The organism is Cohnella sp. LGH (assembly GCF_017671885.1).
Classification (GTDB): domain Bacteria; phylum Bacillota; class Bacilli; order Paenibacillales; family Paenibacillaceae; genus Cohnella; species Cohnella phaseoli.
The window spans coordinates 4,209,716-4,234,331 of record NZ_CP072117.1 but is presented as its reverse complement, the minus strand read 5'-3'; the positions used below and the strand labels follow the sequence as shown (position 1 = coordinate 4,234,331).

21 protein-coding genes and 1 other annotated feature are annotated in these 24,616 nt (G+C 57.5%); of the genes, 18 read left to right on the top strand and 3 right to left on the bottom strand.

The window, feature by feature from the left end; genetic code table 11:
- From J4772_RS18295 to J4772_RS18245, 11 genes are all read left to right on the top strand, one after another.
- The gene (locus tag J4772_RS18295) at positions 1 to 1,242 is read left to right on the top strand and encodes a DUF58 domain-containing protein (RefSeq protein ID WP_116063550.1); all 1,242 of its coding nucleotides are present in this window, start codon (positions 1 to 3) and stop codon (positions 1,240 to 1,242) included.
- Positions 1,239 to 3,464, top strand: coding sequence for a transglutaminase TgpA family protein (locus J4772_RS18290; RefSeq protein WP_209076546.1), 2,226 nt, complete (start codon positions 1,239 to 1,241; stop codon positions 3,462 to 3,464). The genes J4772_RS18295 and J4772_RS18290 overlap by 4 nt, the downstream gene beginning before the upstream one ends.
- A 143-nt stretch (positions 3,465 to 3,607) precedes the next feature.
- Positions 3,608 to 4,144, top strand: a complete 537-nt coding sequence (locus J4772_RS18285) for a YqeG family HAD IIIA-type phosphatase (protein ID WP_116063548.1) — start codon at positions 3,608 to 3,610, stop codon at positions 4,142 to 4,144.
- Positions 4,134 to 5,255, top strand: coding sequence for a ribosome biogenesis GTPase YqeH (yqeH, locus tag J4772_RS18280; RefSeq protein ID WP_209076544.1), 1,122 nt, complete (start codon positions 4,134 to 4,136; stop codon positions 5,253 to 5,255). Before J4772_RS18285 ends, yqeH begins: the two co-directional genes overlap by 11 nt.
- A gap of 58 nt (positions 5,256 to 5,313) precedes the next feature.
- Positions 5,314 to 6,153 carry a shikimate dehydrogenase gene (gene aroE / locus J4772_RS18275; protein ID WP_209077245.1) on the top strand — a complete coding sequence of 280 codons (840 nt, stop codon included), beginning with the start codon at positions 5,314 to 5,316 and terminating at the stop codon, positions 6,151 to 6,153.
- Positions 6,154 to 6,176: 23 nt separating this feature from the next.
- Positions 6,177 to 6,470, top strand: coding sequence for a ribosome assembly RNA-binding protein YhbY (gene yhbY, locus J4772_RS18270; RefSeq protein ID WP_116063545.1), 294 nt, complete (start codon positions 6,177 to 6,179; stop codon positions 6,468 to 6,470).
- Between the two features lie 32 nt (positions 6,471 to 6,502).
- On the top strand, positions 6,503 to 7,090 hold the full coding sequence (gene nadD / locus J4772_RS18265; protein ID WP_209076542.1) for a nicotinate-nucleotide adenylyltransferase: 588 nt from the start codon (positions 6,503 to 6,505) through the stop codon (positions 7,088 to 7,090).
- Entirely contained in the window at positions 7,080 to 7,661 is a 582-nt protein-coding gene (gene yqeK, locus J4772_RS18260; protein ID WP_209076540.1) for a bis(5'-nucleosyl)-tetraphosphatase (symmetrical) YqeK, read from the top strand. Before nadD ends, yqeK begins: the two co-directional genes overlap by 11 nt.
- Positions 7,662 to 7,664: 3 nt before the next feature.
- Positions 7,665 to 8,009, top strand: a complete 345-nt coding sequence (rsfS, locus tag J4772_RS18255) for a ribosome silencing factor (RefSeq protein ID WP_116063542.1) — start codon at positions 7,665 to 7,667, stop codon at positions 8,007 to 8,009.
- On the top strand, positions 8,006 to 8,929 hold the full coding sequence (locus tag J4772_RS18250) for a CvfB family protein (protein ID WP_209076538.1): 924 nt from the start codon (positions 8,006 to 8,008) through the stop codon (positions 8,927 to 8,929). The genes rsfS and J4772_RS18250 overlap by 4 nt, the downstream gene beginning before the upstream one ends.
- Before the next feature lie 63 nt (positions 8,930 to 8,992).
- A complete protein-coding gene (locus tag J4772_RS18245) occupies positions 8,993 to 9,784 on the top strand; it encodes a class I SAM-dependent DNA methyltransferase (protein ID WP_209076536.1) in 792 nt (263 codons plus the stop codon).
- Positions 9,785 to 9,808: 24 nt separating this feature from the next.
- Here J4772_RS18245 and J4772_RS18240 read toward each other — a convergent pair whose 3' ends face one another.
- On the bottom strand, positions 9,809 to 10,735 hold the full coding sequence (locus J4772_RS18240; RefSeq protein WP_209076534.1) for a LysR family transcriptional regulator: 927 nt from the start codon (positions 10,733 to 10,735) through the stop codon (positions 9,809 to 9,811).
- A 110-nt stretch (positions 10,736 to 10,845) separates the two neighbouring features.
- Here J4772_RS18240 and J4772_RS18235 point away from each other — a divergent pair, with 110 nt between their 5' ends.
- Positions 10,846 to 12,126 carry an adenylosuccinate synthase gene (locus tag J4772_RS18235; protein WP_209076533.1) on the top strand — a complete coding sequence of 427 codons (1,281 nt, stop codon included), beginning with the start codon at positions 10,846 to 10,848 and terminating at the stop codon, positions 12,124 to 12,126.
- Between the two features lie 50 nt (positions 12,127 to 12,176).
- Here the strand turns inward: J4772_RS18235 and J4772_RS18230 are convergent, their stop codons facing one another.
- On the bottom strand, positions 12,177 to 14,399 hold the full coding sequence (locus J4772_RS18230) for an MMPL family transporter (RefSeq protein ID WP_209076531.1): 2,223 nt from the start codon (positions 14,397 to 14,399) through the stop codon (positions 12,177 to 12,179).
- A gap of 152 nt (positions 14,400 to 14,551) precedes the next feature.
- On the opposite strand from J4772_RS18230, the gene J4772_RS18225 reads away from it, so the two are divergent.
- Together J4772_RS18225 and leuS are read left to right on the top strand one after the other, a co-directional pair.
- Positions 14,552 to 15,175 carry a TetR/AcrR family transcriptional regulator gene (locus J4772_RS18225; protein WP_209076529.1) on the top strand — a complete coding sequence of 208 codons (624 nt, stop codon included), beginning with the start codon at positions 14,552 to 14,554 and terminating at the stop codon, positions 15,173 to 15,175.
- Between the two features lie 100 nt (positions 15,176 to 15,275).
- Positions 15,276 to 15,526 (top strand) — a binding site (T-box leader).
- Between the two features lie 56 nt (positions 15,527 to 15,582).
- Positions 15,583 to 18,018, top strand: coding sequence for a leucine--tRNA ligase (gene leuS / locus J4772_RS18220; RefSeq protein WP_209076528.1), 2,436 nt, complete (start codon positions 15,583 to 15,585; stop codon positions 18,016 to 18,018).
- 141 nt (positions 18,019 to 18,159) lie between these two features.
- On the opposite strand, the gene comER is transcribed toward leuS, so the two are convergent.
- A complete protein-coding gene (gene comER, locus J4772_RS18215) occupies positions 18,160 to 18,993 on the bottom strand; it encodes a late competence protein ComER (RefSeq protein ID WP_116063535.1) in 834 nt (277 codons plus the stop codon).
- A 180-nt stretch (positions 18,994 to 19,173) separates the two neighbouring features.
- Between comER and J4772_RS18210 the strand changes: the two genes are divergently transcribed.
- The 4 genes from J4772_RS18210 to J4772_RS18195 all read left to right on the top strand — a co-directional run bounded on the left by J4772_RS18210 (position 19,174) and on the right by J4772_RS18195 (position 24,438).
- The gene (locus J4772_RS18210; protein WP_209076526.1) at positions 19,174 to 19,731 is read left to right on the top strand and encodes a ComEA family DNA-binding protein; all 558 of its coding nucleotides are present in this window, start codon (positions 19,174 to 19,176) and stop codon (positions 19,729 to 19,731) included.
- Positions 19,732 to 19,826: 95 nt separating this feature from the next.
- Positions 19,827 to 21,116: a homocysteine synthase gene (locus J4772_RS18205; RefSeq protein WP_209076524.1), complete on the top strand. Its 1,290-nt coding sequence runs from the start codon at positions 19,827 to 19,829 to the stop codon at positions 21,114 to 21,116.
- 29 nt (positions 21,117 to 21,145) lie between these two features.
- Entirely contained in the window at positions 21,146 to 21,658 is a 513-nt protein-coding gene (locus J4772_RS18200) for a deoxycytidylate deaminase (protein ID WP_256442727.1), read from the top strand.
- Positions 21,659 to 21,753: 95 nt separating this feature from the next.
- Entirely contained in the window at positions 21,754 to 24,438 is a 2,685-nt protein-coding gene (locus J4772_RS18195) for a ComEC/Rec2 family competence protein (protein ID WP_209076522.1), read from the top strand.
- Positions 24,439 to 24,616 lie beyond the last annotated feature (178 nt).

Below are 24,616 nucleotides of genomic sequence, written 5' to 3'. Positions count from 1 at the left end.
ATGGCGCGCTTGCATCTGCCCCGCGTGTGGTGGCTGAGCGCGGTTTTATACGTCACCTCTCTTTGTTACCTGCTCTTTCAAGGCGGCAAAACGTCGCTTATGCTCTTTGTCATTTTGAACGCGCTCTGCGCGTACTTAATGCTCGGGCGATGGAGCGGCATAGGCGGAGTGCAGGGCGTAAGGCTGACGGAAACCGGAGACGGGCAATCCGCCTTGTTGACCGCGGGCATGCGTCTGCAGGTTAAGCTTCGCATGCAGATTCCGGGATTCTGGCCGCTCCCGTACGTCATCGTTCGGGAGAAGCTGGTGCGCACGACCGGAGGCGACGCTCAACTGTACGAGATGTCCTTTGTGCCGGATTACAAGCGACGGGGAGAGGTTCAATTCGAGACCGCCCCGCTGCGCCGAGGCCGTTATCATTTTCAGCACACCGGGTGCTCGACGCGCGATATTTTCGGGTTGTTCGAGCATCGCGGTTCGTTTCACCAGCCAATGTACGTGCAGGTTCTCCCCCGCACCGTTCCATTGAGGGATTGGCGGCTGTTCCGCCGTTCGCAGCGGGGAGTGTTCCATCATACGTTCACCTCTCTGTGGGCAAGAGAGACGACCCAGATCGACGGGGTCAGGGAATACATCCACGGAGATCGGCTGTCGCGCATTCACTGGAACGCGACGGCGAAGACGGGGCAATGGAAATCGAAGGAATTCGAGAGGGAAGCGCTGCCTCGGGTCGTATTCGTACTGGACCGGAACAGCCGCAGCTATCCGAACGCGGAACAGTTCGAGCTGGCCGTATCGGTGGCCGCCTCGCTGTTGGAGCTGACGATAGCGCGCGGCATGCCGATCGGCTTCGTGTCGGCGGGGGAGACGGAATGCTGGTACGGAGAAGGGCGGGCGCCGGTATCCAAAGACGAGGTGTTCGGACATTTGGTCGACGTTGAAGCGGACGGCAGCCTACCGATCGGGCAATTGTTATGCCAGGTGGCGGAACGATACGAGCCTGGCGTTCACATTGTCGTGATCGGAGCAGCGGCAGACGAGCAATTGTCGGCGGCGATGAGCGCGCTTGAAGGCAAAAGAATGGTACCGAGCATTATCCATATCGGCCACAAGCGCATGCCCGCTGAGGCTGCCGCCAAAGTTCGCAATTGGCAGCTTTTATGTCAGTCCAAACAGTGGGAGTTTATTTCCGTGGACGAGCTGGACAAGCTGCCCCTTGCTCTGGGGGGTGTATCGGCTTGAAACAGCTTCTAGGGTCGGGGCGGTTTTGGAGACAGCTCGTGCTGGAGCGGTTTCACCGTCTTTTGGCTCTTATCATCGTGATTCAGTTGATTCAAGTTTTCTCGGATTATTGGTGGGAGGAAACTTACTCGATTATTTACGGCATGCTGGCCGTTACGGCGGTTACGGAATTGCTGTTTACCCGCCTGTTGTGGGTCAGGTTGACCGTTCAGCTCGCAGCCGTCGTCGGCATGATTTTATGGAAAATGCCGATCGTCTGGGCGGGATGGCCGGTAAGCTGGAAGGCAGGAGAGCAAGTCAGCGATTTCTTTTCGTTCCATCTTGCTCAGTTCCATCCGTTCTTTGAATTGTCCGTCGGAGTGCTGCTGGCGGTTCACGTATTGGCTTGGCTCGGCTCCCGAAGAATCGGAGCGGTCGCGGTCATCGTGTTGTCCATTACGACGATGGCAATCGTCGATTCGTTCTTCCCGCTGGAGCTATGGCGCAACATCGCGTGGATTGTAACGGCAGGGCTGGCCTGGTTAGTCGTGCTCCATCTCAAGCAGCTTCAGCTGCGTCACCCCGACAGCTGGGAGGCGATGGCCGAGCGGCCGCTCGATATCGCGCTTCCGGCCGTTCTGGTCATTGCGATCGTATTGGTCAGCGGCATTATTATGCCGAGGGCGCCGATTCTTCTGGAGGACCCTTATACGATTTGGACGGAAGCCCAAGGGCGCGAAGTTCCGTCCTTCTCTGGAGAAGGGGGAGTGCAGCGAACGAACGCGTCGGGGAACAGCGGCTCCTCCTTGTCCGGCTATAGTCGGGATGACCGTAAAATCGGCGGAGGGTTCCAGTTCGACTACTCTCCGGTGATGACCGTGACGACCTCCCAACGCAGCTATTGGCGCGGCGAGAGCAAATCGGTATATACGGGCAAAGGTTGGGAGGATGTCAAAAATCCCAAACTGGTCAAAGCGCAAATCGGAAATGAAGTTTCCAACTACGAACTCGATCCGCCACGCGCCGAGGGCGTGGAGACGGTCAAAGTCGTTCAGACCGTAAAGATCGAACGCCGGGACAAACTGCCGGTTTTGTTCGTGGCGGGATCGGCCGCAGCGGTAACCGCGCTCAAGAGCGACAACAATGCCGGTCTCAAATGGGATTCGCGCGATTGGGAGCTGCGCTGGGACAAAACGTCGCGCGTACAGACGTATTCGGTCGTGTCCGAAGTCGCGGTGCTGGACGAGGACGCGCTCCGCAATCTGGATGCGTCCGCGCCGAGCAGCTTGGACTTGAAGCCGTATTTGCAGCTGCCCGACGATCTGCCGCAGCGGGTTCGCGATCTGGCGGCGGAGCAGACGAGCGGAGAGTCCAACAACTACGACCGCGCCAAGAAGCTGGAGCAATATTTGAAGCAAACGTACCCTTATACGAACGCGCCGGATCTATCCCGTCAATCCGACCGGGCGGGCGGCGACATTGTCGATGCGTTTCTGTTCGAAATTCAGGAAGGCTATTGCGATTACTTCTCGACCTCATTCGTCGTTATGGCTCGTTCGATCGGGCTGCCGGCCAGATGGGTAAAGGGCTATGCAGCCGGATACGACCAGTCGGCGCAGGAAAGAAATCGTTTCGGCGGACCGGATATGGAGCCCGATCCGCTTGGGGCGGGGACGTATACGGTTCGAAATGCGGACGCCCATTCGTGGGCGGAGGTGTATTTCGAAGGCTACGGCTGGATTCCGTTCGAGCCGACGTCAGGCTTCTCGGTTCCGCAGCCTCGTGCGGCGGGAGCGCCGGAGCCGATCGAATCGAGCGCGCCTGTAGATGCGACGCCTGTGGAGCCTGAAGAGGTCGTCGCCAAGAGCAACTGGCCGCTGATTGCCGGAATCGCAGCGGGCGCTTTACTGCTTGCCGCCGCGGCGGTGTTCGTCGTCAAGAGCCGCCGGACGAGAAAAGTATGGAACCTTCTGCGCCACCGCGGAGCGACGCCGAATCAACGGGTCGTGCGCGAATTGGAACGTTTGCTCATCTTCCTCCATCGTCAAGGGCTGCGTAGGGAATCTCATGAGACGATCCGCGAAACCTTCGGCCGCTGGAGCCGCAAATTCCCGTCGTTAAACGGAGAGTTCGAAGGAGCGGTGAAGCTGTTCGAGCAGGCGAGATACGGACACGATCAAGGGGATGGCCGATTGCTTGCCGAATTTAACGAGGTTTCGGAGAAAATTCGCAAAGCGCTGTAGTCGGCTGAATTCAAGAACGATAAAGAGCCTGCCTCGGTCATCTTGGTTATGACTTTCGAGGCAGGTTCTTTTTGCAAGGCCGCATGGGGTATGGTATATTTTGAGGAAGATTAGCCGTTCACAGACAGGAGCCATTATTCAAGATGTTCAAGCGTTTGCTTCCCGATCGGATCGTGACCGCCGTCTACGATATCGATTTGCATGAATTGCACGCCCAAGGAATCCGGGGCATTATTACGGACCTTGACAATACGCTAGTTAGCGCCAAAACTCCGCTTGCGACCCCGCAGCTGATCGGCTGGCTGGATCTGGTCAAGGAGCGGGGATTTAAGGTTGTTATTCTTTCCAACAACAACGATTCGCGCGTCGGCAAGTTTGCAGCGCCGCTCGGCATTCCGTATATCCCTGCAGCCCGCAAGCCTGCGGGAGCGGCGTTTAGACGCGCTCTGCAGTTGATGGGGCTGCCGGCGGACCAGGCGGTCGTCATCGGCGACCAGATGCTCACGGACGTGCTGGGCGGAAGACGCGCGGGCTTGCATACGATTCTGGTGTCGCCGATCGCGATTGCCGAAGAAGGCTGGGCGACTCGGATCAATCGCCGTATCGAGAAGATCGCGTTGGCCCGACTGCGTAAGAAAGGGCTATGGCCGGACAAGGGAGGACCTCAGCATGGCAAGTGATCTGCATCGGCCTCCGCGCTGCGCAGGCTGCGGCATTACGCTGCATAACGAAGACCAGAGGAAGCCGGGCTACGTTCCCGCCTCTTCGCTAAGCAAGGAAGGCGCCGTATGTCAGCGCTGCTTCCGTATTAAAAATTATAATGAAGCATCCTCCGTCACCGTCAATCAGGACGAATTTCTGAAGCTGCTTGGCGGTATCGCCGGCACGGACAGCCTTGTCGTCCATATCGTCGACCTGTTCGATTTCCAGGGCAGCCTCATTTCCGGCCTGCAGCGTTTTGTCGGCCACAATCCGGTGCTGCTCGTGGTGAACAAGATCGACCTGCTGCCTCCGGTGACCAATTGGAACCGGCTGCGCAACTGGGTTCAGAAGCAGGCCCGCGAGGAGGGGCTGAAGGTGGCGGACGTCGTGCTGTGCAGCGCCCGTCGCAACATCGGGTTTGACCGCGTCGTTGAAGCGGTCAACGACCACCGCAAAGGCCGTGACGTCTACGTCGTCGGCGCGACCAACGTCGGCAAGAGCACGTTGATCAACCGGCTGATCTCCGACTACAGCGACTTGAAGCGGGAGCTGACCGTATCCCGCTACCCGGGCACAACGCTCGATGCCGTGCACATTCCGCTGGACGACGGCAAGAGCATCGTCGACACGCCGGGGATCGTCTACGATTGGCGCATGTCGGAGATCATCCCGCGCAAGGATTTGGCCGCGCTGCTTCCGGACAAGCCGCTTAAGCCGATGACGTACCAGCTTAATCCCGGTCAGACGCTGTTTTTCGGCGCGTTGGCGCGATTCGATTTCATTGAAGGGGAGCGTCAATCTTTCACGGCGCAGGTATCCGGGGGGCTGACGATTCATAGGACCAAGCTGGAACGCGCCGACGAGCTGTTCGCTCAGCACCGCGGAGAAATGCTAACCCCGCCTTCCCGGGAGGATCTCGATTCGTTCCCGACCTGGACCCGGCATCGGCTGCGCATTCCGCCGAACGCCGAGCAGGACGTATTCGTTTCCGGACTCGGCTGGATTCAAGTCAATGGCAAAACCGGGGCCGTCGTCGACGTGCACGCTCCGAAGGGAATTAAAGTGATGCTGCGCGACAGCATTTTGTAGAGGGTGGATTCCCGGGACGGCCGGAACGCCGCCTCGGGCAAGGAGGAATTTTCGATTGATGGATAGCCATACCGCACTGTTCGGAGTGATCGGCGACCCGATTCGCCATTCGAAATCGCCGATCATGTTAAACCGCGCTTTCCGGGAAACCGGAGTCAACGGCGTTTACGCCGCTTTTCACGTTACGCCGGAGCGACTCGAGCAGGCGATCGCGGGCGTGCGCGGCCTCGGGTTCCGGGGCTTAAACGTGACAATCCCGCATAAAGTCGAAGTCATGCAGTTCCTCGACGAGATCAGCGAAGGCGCGCAAGCGATCGGCGCGGTGAATACGATTGTCAACGAGAACGGCAGGCTGATCGGCTACAACACCGACGGAATCGGCTACGTCCGATCGCTGAAGGAGGAAGCCGAGCCCGATCTGTCCGGTAAAACGATCGTCGTGCTCGGAGCGGGAGGAGCGGCCAGGGGTATCCTGTGGGCGCTCGCGCAAGAGGGACCGGCTGCGATCTTCGTCGCGAATCGGACCGAAGCGAAGGCGGTGGAGCTGGCCGGATCGTTCCCGTCCGCAATGCGCATATCCGCGGTTCCGGGGAACGGGCTGCAAAGCGTTGTCGCGGAGGCGGACGTCGTCGTCAATACGACTTCGGTCGGCATGTCGCCGAACGTGGATGCGCTGCCGATCGATCCGGCATGGCTGAAGCCGGGAGCCGTCGCCAGCGATCTGATCTACAATCCGCTGAAAACGGCTTTCCTCAGTCGGGCGGAGGAGCGGGGCTGCCGCATTCACGGCGGTCTTGGCATGTTTGTATACCAAGGCGCATATGCCTTCGAATATTGGACCGGCAAACCGGCGCCGATCGCGGCCATGCGCGAAGTTGTGCTGGCTTCGTTCGTGTAATCTTAATGAAAGCGGGAAACCAAATGCTGACAGGTAAACAAAAACGTCATCTTCGCGCGCTCGCGCATCATCTTACTCCGATCTTCCAGGTCGGCAAGGGCGGCACGAATGACAATCTGATTCGACACATTCAGGAAGCGATCGAAGTGCGTGAGCTGATCAAGGTGTCTGTGCTTAATAACAACGACGAGGACCCGCGCGAGATCGGCGCGGAGCTTGCCGAGAAATCCGGCTGCGAGCTGGTGCAGGTGATCGGCAAGACGATCGTCCTGTACAAGGAATCCGTCGACCACAAAGAAATCGTGCTTCCCAAGTAACGGACAGGAAGCCAGGAAGGCGGCTGAACGATATGCGTAAGGTCGGTTTGCTGGGGGGCACGTTCGATCCGGTCCACAACGGGCATCTGCTTGCGGCCGAGACCGCGCGGGATGCGTTGGGTCTGGACGAGGTCTGGTTTATTCCGACCTTGGTGCCGCCGCACAAACCTCAGCCGGGAACGGACGGAGTGCGCAGACGCGACATGTTGGAAGCTGCGCTCGCGAACAATTCCGCGTTCCGAGTCGAGGATATCGAGCTGCGTAAGGAAGGGACCTCTTACACGATCGAGACCGTTGCCGAATTGCGGCGAAGATATCCGGCTGCGCAGTTTCACTGGATCGTCGGCTCGGATATGATTCGCGATCTCCCCAATTGGCGCAGAGCCGAGGAATTGGCCGAAGCGGTCGATTTCATCGGGTTGGAGCGGCCGGATCAGCCAAGCGACGACGCCTTGCTGCCGGAATATATCCGAAGCAAGCTGGTTCGGGCGTCGATGCCGCTATTGGGCATTTCGTCGACCGACATTCGCCGCAGAATTAGGGAAGGGCGATCCGTTCGTTACATGCTGCCCGATCCGGTGATCGAATATATTCAAAGGGATGGCTTATATGAATCTTGACAAGCTCAAGGAAGCGACCCGCGCGCAGATGCCGGACAAAAGATGGCGGCATACGCTTGGCGTCGTGGAGACGGCGATCAAGCTGGCCGAGCGATACGACGGCGACCCGGCGCAAGCGGAGCTGGCGGCATTGCTGCACGACTATTCCAAGGCATGGCCCATCGATCGAATGGAGGCTGTCATTCGGGAGCATGGCTTGTCCGCCGAACTGCTGGACAGCGACAAGGACCTATGGCATGCGCACGTTGGCGCTTGGGCGGTTCAGACCGAGCACGGTATCGAAGACGAAGAAGTGTTGGACGCGATCCGTTACCATACTTCGGGCCGCGAAGGCATGACAAAGCTGGACAAAATCGTTTGTTTGGCGGATTACATCGAGCCGGGAAGAAATTATCCCGGAGTCGAACGGATTCGCCAGCTGGCTGAACATAGTATGGAGGAAGCTCTTATAGCGGCTTTCGGTTCCACCATCGCCGTGCTTGTCGAGCGGGGCAAGCGAATTTTTCCGCTTACCGTTCTGGCGCGCAACGATTTGATAATGCAAATGAAACAAAACAATAACGGAGGCTGAGACATGGCGGTAAGTTCGGAACAATTACTCAAGACGGTCGTTCACGCTGCGGAAGAGAAGAAGGCGCACGACCTTGTCGCCTTGAATTTGCAAGGAATTTCCCTCGTGGCGGACTATTTCGTCATTTGCCACGGCAACTCGGATACGCAGGTGCTATCGATCGCATCGGAAATTCGCAAAAACGCGGAAATGACCGGTCATCGCGTACGCGTAGAAGGTTTGGATTCGGCCCGCTGGGTCCTTGTGGATATGGGGGACGTCGTAGCTCACGTGTTCCATCGCGACGAGCGGGAGTACTATCATCTGGAGCGTCTGTGGTCCGACGCGAAGGCAGTGGAGAACGTATGAATCTGACCGCCGGAACGGTGCAAAGCTTGCGCGTTCGCAGAGAGGTATCTCCCTACGGCTGGTTTCTCGGCTTTGGGCCCGAAGACGGTCCGGAAGTGCTGCTCCCTTATGGGGAGGCAGTCGGGAACCGTCCGGAGGTCGGGGACGAGATCGACGCGTTTCTGTTTCATGACGATAAGGAACGGATTACCGCTACGCTGCGCGAACCGTTGATCCGGCTGGGCGAGCTTGCCCGGCTGAAGGTGGCCGACTTCCATCCCAGCTTCGGTTTTTTCCTGGAGATGGGCATTGGGCGGCAGCTTCTGCTTCCTGTAAAGTCGTTTCCCGTTGAGCGCAAAAACAGTTGGCCGCAGACGGGAGACGAGCTGTTCGTCGTTATGAAACACGATAAAGAAGGGCGCATGCTGGCACGCCTGGCCAAAATCGACGATTTTGCGCCCCTCGTCTTCCGCGCTCCTTCGTCATGGAAAAACGAGTGGCAGGAAGGCTGGGTGACGGACGTGTTCCGCGACGGCGTCTTCGCGCTTGTCGACGGAGGCGTTATCGGCTTTGGGGCGCTCGGATACATCAACGAGAGCGCCATGATTCATCCGCTGCGCGTCGGACAGAAATTCCGCGCGCGCGTCACGCAAGTCCGCGAAGACGGACGGGTGTCGCTCAGCGTCAAGGCGACGAAGGAAGTCGGCCGGCTGGAGGATGCGGACCGGATTTTGGCGTTTCTGAAAGAGCGTCCCGGCGGCGCAATGCCCTACTCGGACCAGACGAATGCCGAGGATATTCAGCGGCGCTTTCAGCTTAGCAAGTCCGCGTTTAAGCGGGCGCTTGGCAAGCTGATGAAGGATGGACTCATTGAGCAGAAGGGCAACTGGACGCACTTGAAGTCCGCGGACGGCTCGACCGAGGATGAGAACAAGGACTAATTTTCGCATGCGGGCAACTAGCCGGCGAGCGGAAATTTTAACTTAAGGACTGGAGTTGCAGCAATGCGCACTTATCGTCAATTCGCGGCGGTCTACGACCGTCTGATGGAGGAGATGCCGTATTCCGACTGGCTGAGCTTCGCTCGCAAATGCTGGGATCGTTACGGCATTCCTAAGACGGTCGTCGACCTTGGCTGCGGCACGGGCAATCTGTCGATTCCGCTTGCCCGCTCGGGCTTTAGCGTATTCGCCATCGACATTTCCGCGGAGATGCTCTCGGTCGCCCGCAGCAAATGGGATGAGCCGCCAAGCCGCAGCGGCTATCGGGATGAGCCCGGAACGATTCGCTGGCTGCAGCAGGATATGCGAGATTGGGAGCTGCCCCATCCGGCGGACGCGGTTATCAGCTTCTGCGACTGTCTGAACTACCTGACGGAGCCGGAGGACGTCTCGGCGACGATTCGGCAGACTTACCAGGGGCTTGCGCCGGGCGGACTGTTCCTGTTCGACGTTCATTCTCCGCGTCAACTGGAACGGTATGCGGAGGAGCAGCCGTTTGTCTACGATGAGCCGGATGTGGCGTACTTGTGGACGAGCGACTACGACGAGGAGCGGATGGAGATTGAGCATTCGCTGACGTTTTTTATTCGCGAAGACGCGACGGCTCCAGGCACGGGCGCGCTATACAGCCGCTTCGAGGAGTCCCATGTGCAGAGGGCGTACGATCCGGATTGGATTGCCAGGGAACTGGAGCAAGCCGGCTTCGAGCTGCTGCATCGCGTCGCCGATTTCAAATGGGACAAGCCGAATATGGAAGCGGAAAGATTGTTTTACGTCGCTCGCAAGCCGGAATAGCATATGATAAGGCTGCTTTCAAGTCTAATCGGTCGGAAATGAGGTTCCGCCGGACTTGGAAGCAGCCTTTTCGTATGGAAGCAGCGAAATAAATCGCTTCGAAGCGGCGGACAGCGGAGTTCCCTTCAGCGTTACGATGCCGATCCGTCGGGGCGGCGGAGGAGGGAGCAGCGGGATTTCGGCAATCTGTCCGGACGCCAATTCCTCCTCGATAAATTCCCGCGCCGCGAAGGCGAGTCCGAACCCGTTGCGAACGAATTGCACGATCAGATCGATGCTGCCCAGCTCAAGCTCTGGATTCAATACGACCCCGTGGGACAAGGCATACCGGTCGAGGAACCGCCGGATGCTGCCGCCGGATTCCAGTAGAATAAGCGAATAGTTTTGCAGCTCCGCAAGCGCCAGAGATTTTCCTCCGTCCGGCGAGAAGCCGACGTCCCCGATCAAACATTCATGCAAGGTCAAGCTTTCCCTGATCTCGATTTTGTCGTCGTCGACCGGAAGGTTCACGAGTCCGAAGTCGATGTGGCCGTTTTTCAGCAATCCGAGCGTCTCGTAGGTAGTCCGGTTGGTGACGTGTATCCGCACTTTAGGATAAGCTGCGCGATATTTTCTCAGGTAGGGCAGCAGATAGTGCTTGCACAGCGTGTCGCTCGCTCCGATATGGATCTCCCCGCTTTCGAGGTCGCGCATTTCCGCGAGCTTCTTCTCCCCGGCTTCCATCATTCTAAACGCTTGTTCGACATAGGCAAACAGCGCTTTTCCTTCATGGGTCAGCACAACGCCTTTCGGCGTGCGAAAGAACAAGGGCGTCCCGAGCTGACGCTCAAGCTGCTTGATCGTGTGGCTGACTGCCGGCTGCGTAATGTGCAGCGTTTCCGCCGCCTTGGACAAGCTGCCGCAAAGCGCAGTTCGGTAAAAAACGCGATACCATTCCGTATTCATATCCATAGGCATAATCTCCATTTATATCGGGTATTAGGAATATCAATTATTTTTATAATAATGCTGCCTCTATAATAAGCCTTGTACAGAGAAAACAAAAGTGGAGGCCGAGGAAAATGACGGTTACGGCAATTGTAGGAGCGAATTGGGGAGACGAGGGCAAGGGGAAAATGACCGATCTTTGCGCAGAGAAGGCATCTTACGTGGTCAGATATCAAGGAGGAAGCAACGCCGGACACACGATCATTAACGATTACGGGAAGTTTGCTCTGCGAATGCTTCCTTCCGGCGTATTCCATCCGCAGACCGTTAATGTCATCGGACCCGGAGTCGCGCTGGACGCCGAGCGCATGCTGTCCGAGCTTGAGCGGTTGGAGGAGCGAGGAGTGGCCAGACCGACGGTCCGCTTGTCGGAGCGGGCCCAAATCGTGCTTCCCGTGCATCGGCTGTTGGATGAGCTGGAGGAGATAAGGCTCGGCGCGCAAAGCTTCGGTTCGACCAGGAATGGCATCGCCCCGTTTTACGCGGATAAATACGCCAAGCTTGGCATCCAGGTTGCCGATTTGCTTCAAGCGGATATTGTGCGAGGCAAGCTGGAACGGACTTTCGCAGCCAAAAACGTACTGCTTGAGCATTTGTACAGCCGATCGGCCTTGGAAGTGGGCGACTTGGTCGATCAGCTTGTCGAACTCGGAGAAAAACTGGTTCCGTATGTATGCGACACGACGAAGCTGCTCCAACGCGCGTACGCGAACGGGGAGTCGATCTTGCTTGAAGGACAGCTCGGAGCGCTGCGAGACCCGGATCACGGCATTTATCCCTATTCGACGTCCTCCTCGACTCTTGCCGGTCATGGCGCGGTCGGAGCAGGCTTGCCGCCTTATGCGATTTCCAATGTAATGGCCGTTGTCAAAGCCTACTCTTCTTGCGTAGGAGCAGGGCCGTTCGTCTCCGAGCTGGCTGCGGAGGAAGCCGAAGAACTTCGGGGCAGAGGAGGAGACGCGGGAGAATATGGAGCGGTCACCGGCCGTCCGAGACGGGTGGGATGGTTCGACGTCGTGGCGACGCGTTACGGCTGCGCCATACAGGGAGCGACGGAGGTTGCGCTTACGAACCTGGACGTGCTGGGCTACTTGGAGGAAATTCCGGTATGCGTCGGATACGAGATTGATGGAACAGTCGGCGAGGATTTCCCGACGTTGCCGCAGCTGCAGAAAGCGAAGCCGGTTCTCTGGAGGCTGCCGGGGTGGCAAAGCGACATTTCCACTTGCCGCTCGTTTGACGAGCTGCCCGAGGAAGCCAGAAGCTACGTTGCCTACATCGAGTCGGCTGTCGGCGTAAAAATAACCGCCGTATCGGTCGGTCCTCACCGGAACCAAACGATACGGCGGTTATGAAGTCGACTAGATCATCGTTTTGGCAATACTATCTTCCGCCCGGCGTCGGTTCACTTCAAGGCGGAATCCTTTTCCCCAACCGGCTCCAGCTTGCCCGGCCAGAACGCCCAGCGCCCGAGTAGCAGCGTAATGGCCGGTACGAGGAACGGGCGCACGACGAACGTGTCCAGCAGCACCCCGATTGCGGTAATCGTGCCGAATTGAACGAGCACCTGAATCGGCAGCGTGGCCAGCACGGCGAACGTTCCGGCGAGAATAAGCCCCGCAGATGTGATGACGGAACCCGTCTCGCCAACGCCTTCCTTGATCGCCTGCTTAAGCGGCATCCGTTTTCTTTTTTGCCAGATGCTCGAGATCATGAAGATGTTGTAGTCCTCGCCCAGCGCGACCAGGAAAACGAACGAGTACAGCGGAATCGCCCCCTGTATCGCCTCGGCCCCCATCCCGTAGTGAACGACCAGCCAACCGAGCCCCAGCGCGGAGAAAAAGGAAACGATGACGGTGAGCACGAGATAGACGGTTGCGACGACCGAGCGCAAATACAGCAGCAGGAGCAAAGAGATCAGCCCGATAACGATCGGAATGACAAGCCTCGTGTCCCGTTCTCCCGTCGTTTTGTTGTCGTACTGCTCCGCCGTCTGACCGCCGATCCAGACGCCGTCCTGCGGATTTGCGACGCCGGACTCCGCCAATGCTTGCTCCGCAACCTTCCGCAGCTCGGGAATATGGTTCATCGCCTCAATGGAGTACGGATTCAGATCGAACTGAACCTCATACGCGACGATGTTCGGATCGGACTTGCCCGTCTGCGGCTCAGATACGACATCGACGTAGGGCAGGTCGGCCAGCTTCTCACCCAGGGCGACTGGTTTGCCTTGCGTATCGACGATGATCTTCGCCGGCGCCAGCTCGCCCGGAGAGAACTGCTCGCCGATTACGGCAAACCCTTCCCTGGACTCCATATCCTTCGGAAAAGACGACAGCAGATCGTAGGTGAATTTGATTTGCGGCGTAACGGCCGCCAACCCGCCGAGAAACAGAAGGCAGACGAACAGCACGGTCCAAGGCTTGCCCGTTACGATTCGACCGGCCCAATTGCGAGGCACTTTGGGAGCGGCGGGAGCCGGTTTGCCCTTGCGTGCGGCGCGTTCCCGCTGCATCTCCGGCGTTCTAGGCACGAATGGGTAGAAGGAGGCCCGGCCGAGAATGGCGAGCATTGCCGGAACGAGCGTCAGGCTGGCGATACCCATAATCAGAATGGCCAAGCTGAACGGTATTGCGAACCGCTGATAAGCTCCGTATTCCGCCACGAGAAGCGTCAAAAGCGCAATGACGACGGTTAAGCCGCTCATTGCAATCGCGCCCGACGAGTCGGTGACGGCAGCGAGCAGCGCTCTGGTTTTGCTCGTCTCGGTCCTCAGCAGCTGGCGGAAGCGGGAAATCAGAAACAAACAATAATCCGTACCGGCTCCGAACAATAGAACGGTCATAATCGAGATCGCTTGGCCGTCGACGACGATCCAACCTTTGCTAGCCATCCAACCGAGCAGCGGACTGATGACTCCGTATGCGAAGCCTACCGCGACGAGAGGCAGAAGGGCAAGAATCGGCGACCGATAGATGAGCAAAAGCAAAATAAGCACGAGCAGCACGGTTCCGATCAGAAGACTGACGTCTGCGTCCTTGAACAGGCCCGTCGCATCGATCTGGATGCCGACCGGTCCGGTCACGCGCGCGCTTAGTTTGTCCGCGGAGTCGCGGGGTTCGGCGAACGGATCGGCTCCGGAGATGGCGACTAACTCACGCTTAAGCTCGGTTACGCCCTCCTTTAAATTCTCCGCGCCCGCGTCTTTGGCGAACAGAACGGGAAGTACGAACGTGCTCCCATCTTCGGACAACTGGCTCTGCAGAGCTTGCGGAGGCAGAGTGTGAAGTGGCGGGACGGCCGTCTGGTGCGGCACGGGCGAGGCGCTTAGCTTCTCCGTCAGCTTGCGGACGACATCCAACTCGGTTTCTGTGAGCCCGCTGCCCTTATACAGCACGACTAGCGCCGGAATGTCGGAGCCGCTTGGGAATTCGCGCGCGGCGACGGCATCCGCCTGCACGGAAGGCTTTCCGGAATTCAGATTGGGGGAATTGTTGATTTCCTGGCTGTTTACGGACGGGAGCAGCGCGCTCAGCAGGCCGGCTGCGGCAATCCAGACCAGCAGCGTAATCCACTTGCTTCTCTTGCCGGCGACCCAATTTCCGTAGCCGCTTTTCTTATTGCTCATAACGAATGATCCTCCTTTGAATGGTGCAGCTTCTATTCAAAGCTGTGCGCGCTCCGAATTTCGGATATAATTTAATTGGAATGCAAATTAATTATATATACCGGAAGGTTAATTATGCAACGAGAAAATTTCAACCGAAGGAGGGGAAAGCGATGAGCGAGAAACGCGCCAAGCGCGCCCCCGGAAGACCGAAGAGCGGAGCGGACCATCCGTCGATGAGAGACAAGGTGCTGCTGACCGCATCTGTCCTGTTTATGGAATTAGGGTATGAGCCGGTCTCCGTCAATATGATTGCCGAACGGGCGGGAGTTACGAAGGCGTCCGTCTACTATTATTTCGAGAATAAAGCGGTGCTGTTTACCGCCGCCGTAACGGAAATGATGCTGCGAATTAGCGCCATTACCGAACGGATCATCCAGGCCGGCGGAAGCTTGCGCGAACGTCTTGCGCAGATCGCCCTATCCAAAATGACGAAATCGCAGGCTCATGTTGAATTCGAAAGCTTGATGCGGGAGGCTTATCCTTCGCTCGGCGAGGAGCAGCGCGCCGAAATTCGCCGGGCGGAGTATCGGATTCACGAGGTGCTGGCGGCAGAATTCGCGAGAGCGATGGAAAGCGGCGAGATTCCGCAAGGTCATCCGATGCTGCTGTCCCACGCGTTCTCTTCCCTGCTAATGATCGGCAGCCGCGAACGAATCGGCGAAGAGGTGTTCTCCCCAGAGCATCTGGCGGCATCCATCGTGGATTTGTTCTTGAACGGAGCGGCGGGCAAATAGCGGTTGCTTCATCGAGCCGCAGTTAGAGACTTTGTCGAGACGTCGGCGTCTATCCGCATCTGCTTGACACGGATCGCGCGAATGGCTATAATCATGGCATACTTTGGCTATGAAAAGGAACAGTAATCGCGTGACGTTATTCAGAGAGCTGGCGGAAGGTGCGAGCCGGTTAGCGACTGCGACGAACTCGCCTTGGAGCCTCCGAACCGAACGGATTTCTCTTCGCTTATGCGAATATGGATCAAGTAGGCAAGGCGTTACCTCTCGTTACGAGGCAGAGTGGGCGGACATCCAAGCAGGATTGCCGTCAACTAGGGTGGTACCACGGGAGATGACGCTCTCGTCCCTAGCGACAACGCTGGGGGCGGGAGCTTTTTTATTTTTTCTGACAAAGGGAGTTAATCGACATGGCACAGGAGCAAGGTCAAGGTTATCAGCCGCAGAAAATCGAACCGAAGTGGCAAAAATATTGGGACGAGAACAAGACGTTTAAGACGACGGAGGATGCGGGCAAGCCGAAATTCTACGCGCTTGACATGTTCCCCTATCCATCGGGGGCGGGACTTCACGTCGGCCACCCGGAAGGCTATACGGCGACCGATATCGTCAGCCGTTTTAAGAGGATGAAGGGCTTCAACGTGCTGCACCCGATGGGCTGGGACGCGTTCGGCTTGCCGGCCGAGCAATACGCGCTGCAGACGGGGCGTCATCCGCGCGAAATTACGTTCGAGAACATCGACAATTTCCGTCGCCAGATCAAGTCGCTCGGTTTCTCCTACGATTGGGACCGGGAGTTTAGCACGACGGACCCGGACTATTATAAGTGGACGCAGTGGATTTTTATCCAACTGTACAAAAAAGGGCTCGCTTACGTGGCGGAAGTGCCGGTTAACTGGTGTCCGGCGCTCGGCACGGTGCTGGCCAACGAAGAGGTCATTGACGGGCTGAGCGAGCGCGGCGGCCATCCGGTGATCCGCAAGCCTATGCGCCAATGGATGCTCAAAATTACCGAATACGCCGAGCGCCTGCTTGAAGATTTGGAAGATCTGGACTGGTCGGAAAGCATCAAGGATATGCAGCGCAACTGGATCGGCAAGTCGACCGGCGCGGAAGTGACGTTCGCCATCGACGGCCATGGCGCGGCGCTGACCGTATTCACGACGCGTCCAGACACGCTGTTCGGAGCGACGTATTGCGTGCTCGCTCCCGAGCATGAACTGGTCGGTTCGATTACGACCACCGAGCAGCAAGCGGCCGTCGAAGCGTACGTCGAGCAAGCGGCTCGCAAGAGCGACTTGGAGCGAACGGATCTGGCCAAAGACAAGAGCGGCGTATTTACCGGCGCTTATGCCGTCAATCCGGTGAACGGCGTCAAGGTGCCGATCTGGATCGCCGACTACGTGCTCGGCGGCTACGGCACGGGCGCAATCATGGCCGTTCCGGGCCACGACGAGCGCGACTGGGAGTTTGCGAAGAAATTCGATCTGTCGATCAAGGAAGTCGTGGCGGGCGGGAACGTAGAGGAAGCGGCCTATTCGGGCGACGGCAAGCTGGTTAATTCCGAGTTCCTGAACGGTATGGGAACTGCGGAAGCGATCCAAGCGATGATCGCCCACCTGGAACAGGCGGGCACGGGGAAAGGCAAAGTCACGTACCGTCTGCGCGACTGGCTGTTCAGCCGCCAGCGTTATTGGGGCGAGCCGATTCCGGTACTCCACTACGAGGACGGCACGATGGACACCGTTCCGGAAGAGGATTTGCCGCTGCTGCTGCCGGACGTGGACGCGATCCAGCCTTCCGGTACAGGCGAGTCTCCGCTTGCCAATGTGACGGAATGGGTCAACGTCGTCGATCCGCGCAACGGCCGCCAAGCCCGCCGCGAGACGAATACGATGCCGCAATGGGCGGGAAGCTGCTGGTATTATCTGCGCTTCATCGATCCGAAGAACGACAAGGAAATCTGCTCGCCGGAGAAGCAGCGCGAGTGGCTGCCGGTCGATCTGTACATCGGCGGCGCGGAGCATGCGGTTCTTCATTTGCTGTATGCGCGTTTCTGGCATAAGGTGCTGTACGATCTCGGCGTCGTGAGCACGAAGGAGCCGTTCCACAAGCTCGTTAACCAAGGGATGATTCTTGGCACGAACAACGAGAAAATGTCCAAATCCCGCGGCAACGTCATCAACCCGGACGACATCGTCGGCGAATTCGGCGCAGATACGCTGCGGATGTACGAGATGTTCATGGGACCTCTGGAAGCGACAAAGCCTTGGAATACCAACGGCGTGGAAGGCGTGTTCCGCTTCCTCGCTCGCGTATGGCGTCTGTTCGTCGACGATAACGGCAACTTGAACGCCAAGATTCAGGAAGTCGACGGAGACGATGCGTTCCGTCGGATTTGGCACAAGAGCCTGAAGAAGGTCGGCGAGGATTACGAGGGCTTGCGCTTTAACACGGCGATTAGCCAGATGATGATTTTCGTCAACGAAGCTTACAAAACGGAAGTGCTGCCGAAAAAAGCGATGGAGGACTTCGTGCAAATGCTGTCCCCGATCGCGCCGCATATTACGGAAGAGCTGTGGGAGAAGCTTGGCCATTCCGAGTCCGTCACTTACGCTTCTTGGCCGCAGTACGACGCAGCGCTTACGGTGGATGCGGAAGTCGAGATCGTCGTGCAGGTAAACGGCAAAATCGCCGAACGTCTGAAGATCGCCGCCGATCTGGACGAAGCGGGCATGCAGGCGCAGGCGCTGGAAGCCGAGAAGGTGCAAGAGGCGATTGCCGGCAAGACGATTCGCAAGGTGATCGCGGTCAAAGGCAAGCTCGTCAACATTGTCGCCAATTAACCTCGAAACAAACAATAGAACGATTGCAGCGTGAAGCACACGCCGCTTGACTCCGTCATTATGACGGAGCAGGCGGCGTTTTTATTTTAGCCTATATAACGGTGGAGAGGGGAGCGTGAAGGCAGCCCTCCGACCCCGCGGCTACGTGCGCTCGCGGGGAAAAAGGGAGGAATCGACGCGGTCGAGATCTTCGGCAAACTTCTCGTGCGTCGTATACAACACTTGCAAGAACGCTCCTCGCGTCGACTTGCGCAGCGACTCCAGCGCGACGGCCGTTATGCCGCCCGGTACAGACACTCGCGCTTGAAGTTCTGCCGGGGTACAGGGAAGCTCCAGCATCAGACGGGCGGTTCCCAGCATCATTTCGCAGGCGAGGGCGGTTGCCGTCTCCCGTTCCATTCCCGCAGATAGAACGGCGGCATCGATAAACTGTTCCAGCAGGCATGCCATAAAAGCCGGCCCGCAGCTGGACAAGTCCGATGCGACGCGAACTTCGTCTTCCGGGACGCAAATCGGACGGCTGATGGAGGAGAACAATTGCCAGAGCTCCTGTTTATCGTCCTCCGTCAGTCGGGTGCCCCACATGACGAGCGAGGCTCCGCTGCCGACGGCGTTCACGACGCTGGGGATAATTTTGGCCACTTTGCTGGGCGTCAGCTCTTCCAATGAGGCGACTTTCACGGGGCTTGTGATCGAGACGACGATTTGCCTCGCGGTCAATACGGGTGCGATCTCTTCCAGCACCCTTCGGAAATCCAACGGCTTTACGCACAAAAACAAATAATCGGCCCCAATCGCGGCTTCCCTGTTCGAAGCGGCGATATGAAGGCCGGGATACTGCTCGGCCAGAGCGGACAGCTTGGATGGCGTACGGGAGCTGACGACGATATCGTCCGGCCGCATCGCGCCGGAGCGTACGAAGGCTCCCACCAGTAAGCTTCCCATGCTACCGGCCCCGATGAAGCCGATCTTCATCCTGGTCCCTCCTACAGCAAGGTTTTGGCAATCCGTCAAGCTTTCGGGAACAATCGCTCCCGCCATCGTATAGAAGGCGTCGGCATTCGCATCCGCATTTCATTGTATGAAAGCGTGCTTGGCCGTCATGAACGATTTTTCATATATTTATGCGAAAAAAGCAAAGGAGGATACAAAAATATGCATAAAAATAACATGTTTCGCATGCGGAAAACATGGGCCGCCGCTCTGTTTGCCATTGCGGTTGCGCTTCTGTGCTTTGTCTTGTTCCGCGAGTCTAGGGAGCAGGGGATTGAGGGCTGGACACCGGTCAACGAAGCTTTGCAGGAAGCGATTGGCTCGCTTGCCTCTCCTTCGGGAGTCGAGGGCGAGGAGAGGCAGGCAGCGGCCGATTTGACGGCGGGACAAGGAACTGACCAATCGACTGACCAACCGAGCCAGCCGCCGAACCCGATTTCCAGCCAAACGCCCAGCCCTGCATCCTCTAGTCCCGCTGCCGAAGCCGGCGAAGAAGCTCCTCGCGAAGCCAGTCCAGGAACGTTGGACTTGAACAGAGCGACGGAGGCCGATTTGGATGCGCTGCCGGGCATCGGTCCCTCGAAGGCGAAGGCCATCCTCGCGCATCGGGATAAAATCGGCGGTTTCCGCAGGGTGGAGCAGCTTCTGGACGTTAAGGGAATCGGCCCCAAAGTTTTCGAACATCTGTCAGGTCTCGTCCATGTCGCAGCAGCAAAATAAAAACCCGAGGATAGCTTTTACTTTGACCATAATTTATGAGAGAATGGGAGGGAAATCTATCAAATCATTCAAATTAATTGGGAGGTTCAACCCGAATGAGCAATGAATCGTACTCTCTGGAAACGCTCGCGGTACATGCAGGACAACAGATCGACCCGGCCACGATGTCCCGCGCGGTTCCGATCTATCAAACGACATCCTACGGATTTCGCGATACGGACCATGCCGCGAACTTGTTCGCGTTGAAAGAATTCGGAAATATTTATACCCGAATCATGAATCCGACTTCCGACGTGTTCGAGCAGCGGGTAGCCGCATTGGAAGGCGGCGCGGCGGCGCTTGCAGTAAGCTCCGGACAAGCTGCGATCACGTATTCCATCTTGAATATCGCCGGTGCCGGAGACGAGATCGTCTCGTCGGCCAGCCTGTACGGCGGCACGTACAACCTGTTCGCGATCACGCTGCCGAAGCTGGGCATTACAGTCAAGTTCGTAGATCCGTCTAATCCGGAAAATTTCCGTGCAGCCATCACGTCGAAAACCAAAGCGGTATTTGCCGAGACGATCGGCAACCCGCGGGGAGACGTTCTGGATATCGCGGCAGTTGCGGATATCGCGCACGAGAACGGCGTTCCGCTGATTATCGACAGCACGTTCACTACGCCTTTCCTGCTTCGTCCGCTTGATCATGGCGCGGATATCGTGCTTCACTCCGCTACGAAGTTTATGGGCGGCCATGGCACCTCGATCGGCGGTATCGTCGTCGACGGCGGCAAGTTCGACTGGAAGGCCAGCGGGAAGTTTCCCGGCTTGACCGAGCCGGATCCGAGCTACCATGGCGTCGTATATGCGGATGCGGTAGGTCCGATTGCATATATTATCAAAATGCGCGTACAACTGCTGCGAGACATGGGGGCGGCGCTGTCGCCGTTCAACTCCTTCCTGCTTCTTCAAGGCTTGGAAACTTTGCATCTTCGTATGGAGCGCCACAGCAGCAATACGCTCGCCGTTGCGAAGTTCCTCGAAGCCCACCCTGCAGTGGAATGGGTAAACTACGCAGGTTTGGAAAGCCATGCCTCTTATGAGCTGGCTAAACGCTACCTGCCTAACGGCCAAGGCGCGATTATGACCTTCGGCATCAAAGGTGGCATCGAAGCGGGCAAAAAAGTAATCAACGCAGTGAAGCTGTTCTCGCATCTGGCAAACGTGGGCGATTCCAAGTCGCTGATCATTCACCCGGCGAGCACGACTCACCAGCAGCTGAGCGAGGATGAGCAACTTGCGGCCGGCGTACAGCCGGGAATGATCCGCTTGTCGGTCGGTACGGAAGGAATCAAAGACATTATTAACGATCTGGAACAGGCTCTGGCTGCAAGTCAGCAATAATTGGCAAGCGCCGGAGCGCAAGCAGGAAGGTGACAGACTTGCGCAAAGACTGGGATACGTATTTTATGGACATCGCTTTTATGGTTTCGACCCGTTCGCGCTGTCCAAGACGCCATGTGGGCACGGTGCTCGTGCAGGGCAAAAAGCTGCTGGGTACAGCTTACAACGGCGCTCCGATGGGCGTGCAGGATTGCTCGGAAGCAGGCTGCATGATCGTGGAAGAGTTCGAGCCCGCTCCGGCGGGCTCCACGGAAATGATCAAGAAGCAGCGCTGCATTCGGACGATTCATGCGGAGCAAAACCTGCTGTTGTTCACCGACCGCGTCGATCGGGAAGGCTCCGTCGTATACGTGACGGATCAGCCTTGCTGGACGTGCGCGAACATGCTCGCGAACAGCGGCATTGCGGAAATCGTCTACTACAGGCCGTATCCGAAGGATTATGACAAGGTCGCCGCGCTGATGGAGCAGCGGGGGCTGATTTTCCGCAAGCTGGACAACTACACTCCTCCAGCGGACACCGAGGTTCAAGACGGTTCATAGTTTACAATAGCGAACAGCAGGAGAGGAAGCACCTCTTCGCCGAGCGTAATGCTCTGCGGGGAGGTGTTTTTTGTGTTCAAGGAGGAGGTGCGAAAATGAATCAAAGGCCGTTGATTGCGGTCGCCAGCTGTTGGATCGCAGGAACTGCGCTACTATCCTTGTTCTCCGAAAAAGAGGCCGTATGGGCATTGGCAGCGCTGCTGATAGCCTTGCTGGGTCTGGCTGTTGCCGGGATGGCGACGCCCAAGCTTGCGCTTATTTGCGCAGCGGCATTGGTGCTTGCTTATGGAGAGCGCGCGTGGACGGATCAGCGTTTGCTTCCGGACGTTCGAGTTGATAACGAGGTTGCGAAAAGCGGCGGAGCGGTCGAGCTTGCGGGCAGGCTCGTCTCCGTTGTGGAAGTGGACGGCGATTTGGCGACATTCAGATTAAAAGCTGCAACGATCAAAGGAGACGGGTTTGAGGAGAGACGAGTGAAACTGGAAGTCATCGTCCGAGTGAAGCTGGCCGCACTGTCGGAGCAGCAAACGGCAGCCGCATGGAAGCGGGGAGACAGCGTTCAAGTGTCCGGTATAATGGAGCTTCCCGGAGAGGCCGGCAATTTCGGAGCATTCGATTATCGCCGTTATCTAATGAAACAAGGCGTCTTCTGGCAGCTTTCCGTTAAAGGTGCCGATAGGGTCGAGATCGACAACGGGCCGCCTCCCCTCTGGATAAAGCCGCTGCGTCTGCTGGACGACGTGAGAGAACAGATCGGCAAACTGACCGATCGCCTATTTCCTAACGGGGATGCGGGATATATGAAGGGCCTGGTCGTTGGCATCCGCTCCGATCTTGATCCGATCCAGTTCGATCAATTCGCGCGGCTCGGGCTGACGCATATTCTCGCTATATCAGGGCTGCATGTAGCTGTTATTGTTTATTTGCTGCTGCAAATCGGCGGCTTGTTGAGACTGACTCGCGAACGGTCGCTTGAATTGACCATTGCGATGATTCCGGTTTACATGCTGCTGACAGGAGCGTCGCCGTCTGTCGTACGTGCCTGTCTGATGGCGATGATCGCGCTTACTCTGGCTCGACGCAACGCATTGAAGGACGGTCTTCATCTGCTGTTCGCCGCGGCGATGGTCATGCTGATCTGGAATCCGCTGCTGATCGAAGACGTAAGCTTTCAGCTGTCCTTTATCGTTACGGGGGGATTGATCTTGTTCGTGCCGGCGGTATCCGAGCTAATTTCGATTAATTGGGGCTGGCTGAAGGGAGCGATTTCCGTTACCGTGACGGCGCAAATCGTTTCCTTTCCGGTTTCGGTCTACTATTTCCACTCGATGCATTTGCTGTCTCTTCCGGCTAACTTTGCGTTAGTTCCTTTTATAAGCGTTATCGTAATGCCCTTGGGTATGGCCTCAATCGTATTAGGCGCGATCTGGTATCCGCTCGGAATATGGCCGGCTAAGCTGGCGACGCTGGGCAACGATTTGACGTTTGTGGCCGTGGACTGGCTAAGCGGCTTTTCCAGATGGAGGACGGTATGGCCGCAGCCCTCGCTGGCTTGGGTCGTATGCGCATACGCGCTAATGGGAGTTGCCCTTGCGGGGATGAGGCGCCGTTCTCGTCGACTTCGGGAGCGCGAGTGGTGGAGCGGGCAGGAGAGATTGTCGGAGGGGGAGGCAACTATACCGCTGGATCGTTCTTTGCCTGGCGCGAATCGCGCGGAAAAAGTCCGATCCTTGCTAAGGCGCGCCGGGTTTGGAGCGGCTCTCGCCGCATGGCTCGTATGGGGAGCGCAACCGGCCTGGCTGGACCGCGAAGCTCAAGTGTCTTTCCTTAACGTTGGGCAGGGCGACAGTATTCTTATTCGGACGGGCTACGGCAAGCATATTCTGATCGACGCCGGAGGAACGGTCAGCTTCCGCAAGCCCGGAGAGGAATGGCGGGAACGGAGCGATCCGTATGAGGTCGGAAGGAAACTGCTCGTTCCGCTGCTGCTTCGCAGAGGAGTCGGACAGCTCGACGCGCTTGTGCTCACTCATATGGATGCGGACCATATCGGAGGCGCGACTGCGGTGCTTGACAATATTCCGGTACGCGGGCTACTGTTCAACGGTACGTTGAAAGATTCGCCCGGCGCTTTGGCGCTTATGCAAATGGCGGCAAACAAGAGCATTCCCGTCTATGCCGCCAATAAACCGGGCGAATGGCAGATCGATGCTTCCGCCGTCCTTCGAATTCTTTCCTCTGAGTCTAGGGACGCCGACTCTGACGCTTGGGTAGAGATTAGAGACGAACAGAATGACCGGAGTGTCGTTATTCTGGCAACGCTGTACGGACGTCAATTTCTGCTTCCCGGGGATCTAGAGGCGGGGGGAGAGATGGCGATCGTGGATGCGGAGTACGCTGCCCTAGGCAGTGCGATCGTAGATTCGGAGGGGGCCGCCAACGGGAGCCCGATCATGAAAGCGGGCCATGCCGCCGGGCAGAAGGCCGTAAACGCTCAAGGCCGTCGTCGTATCGCCATCGACGTGCTCAAAGCCGGTCATCACGGAAGCAAAACCTCGACGACCGGCTTGTGGGTCGATTACTGGAAGCCGAGGGAGACGGTCATTTCCGTCGGACGCAACAATTTTTACGGGCATCCGAGTCCGGCGGTGCTGCAGCGCCTTGAAAGCGCGGGAAGCCTGATCTGGAGAACCGATACCGACGGAGAGGTTCAGTATCGAATCTCTTCGGACGGAGCGATGCGGCGAAGAATGATGGTCTCCTCTGCACCCGAACGCTAGCTATCGAGCCTCGTGGGATCGCCTCCACCCTATTAGACCGATCGATTTGCACGCAAGTTCCATTTATCCAACATAAAACATTGTGACTTTCCACGTATTTTTGCTAGACTTAGAGAGTATGTATCATTATTTGCTGAAAATTTCCATTGAGGGATTGCAACCTTTATTCGGACGCTTG

Coding starts and splice junctions, on each gene's coding strand:
- nadD (WP_209076542.1), top strand. CDS start 6,503: ATGCGTAAGGTCGGTTTGCTGGGGGGCACGTTCGATCCGGTCCACAAC.
- J4772_RS18230 (WP_209076531.1), bottom strand. CDS start 14,399: ATGAGCAATAAGAAAAGCGGCTACGGAAATTGGGTCGCCGGCAAGAGA.
- yqeK (WP_209076540.1), top strand. CDS start 7,080: ATGAATCTTGACAAGCTCAAGGAAGCGACCCGCGCGCAGATGCCGGAC.
- aroE (WP_209077245.1), top strand. CDS start 5,314: ATGGATAGCCATACCGCACTGTTCGGAGTGATCGGCGACCCGATTCGC.
- J4772_RS18240 (WP_209076534.1), bottom strand. CDS start 10,735: ATGGATATGAATACGGAATGGTATCGCGTTTTTTACCGAACTGCGCTT.
- yqeH (WP_209076544.1), top strand. CDS start 4,134: ATGGCAAGTGATCTGCATCGGCCTCCGCGCTGCGCAGGCTGCGGCATT.
- J4772_RS18235 (WP_209076533.1), top strand. CDS start 10,846: ATGACGGTTACGGCAATTGTAGGAGCGAATTGGGGAGACGAGGGCAAG.
- leuS (WP_209076528.1), top strand. CDS start 15,583: ATGGCACAGGAGCAAGGTCAAGGTTATCAGCCGCAGAAAATCGAACCG.
- yhbY (WP_116063545.1), top strand. CDS start 6,177: ATGCTGACAGGTAAACAAAAACGTCATCTTCGCGCGCTCGCGCATCAT.
- J4772_RS18295 (WP_116063550.1), top strand. CDS start 1: ATGGCGCGCTTGCATCTGCCCCGCGTGTGGTGGCTGAGCGCGGTTTTA.
- comER (WP_116063535.1), bottom strand. CDS start 18,993: ATGAAGATCGGCTTCATCGGGGCCGGTAGCATGGGAAGCTTACTGGTG.
- rsfS (WP_116063542.1), top strand. CDS start 7,665: ATGGCGGTAAGTTCGGAACAATTACTCAAGACGGTCGTTCACGCTGCG.
- J4772_RS18210 (WP_209076526.1), top strand. CDS start 19,174: ATGCATAAAAATAACATGTTTCGCATGCGGAAAACATGGGCCGCCGCT.
- J4772_RS18195 (WP_209076522.1), top strand. CDS start 21,754: ATGAATCAAAGGCCGTTGATTGCGGTCGCCAGCTGTTGGATCGCAGGA.
- J4772_RS18205 (WP_209076524.1), top strand. CDS start 19,827: ATGAGCAATGAATCGTACTCTCTGGAAACGCTCGCGGTACATGCAGGA.
- J4772_RS18285 (WP_116063548.1), top strand. CDS start 3,608: ATGTTCAAGCGTTTGCTTCCCGATCGGATCGTGACCGCCGTCTACGAT.
- J4772_RS18225 (WP_209076529.1), top strand. CDS start 14,552: ATGAGCGAGAAACGCGCCAAGCGCGCCCCCGGAAGACCGAAGAGCGGA.
- J4772_RS18250 (WP_209076538.1), top strand. CDS start 8,006: ATGAATCTGACCGCCGGAACGGTGCAAAGCTTGCGCGTTCGCAGAGAG.
- J4772_RS18245 (WP_209076536.1), top strand. CDS start 8,993: ATGCGCACTTATCGTCAATTCGCGGCGGTCTACGACCGTCTGATGGAG.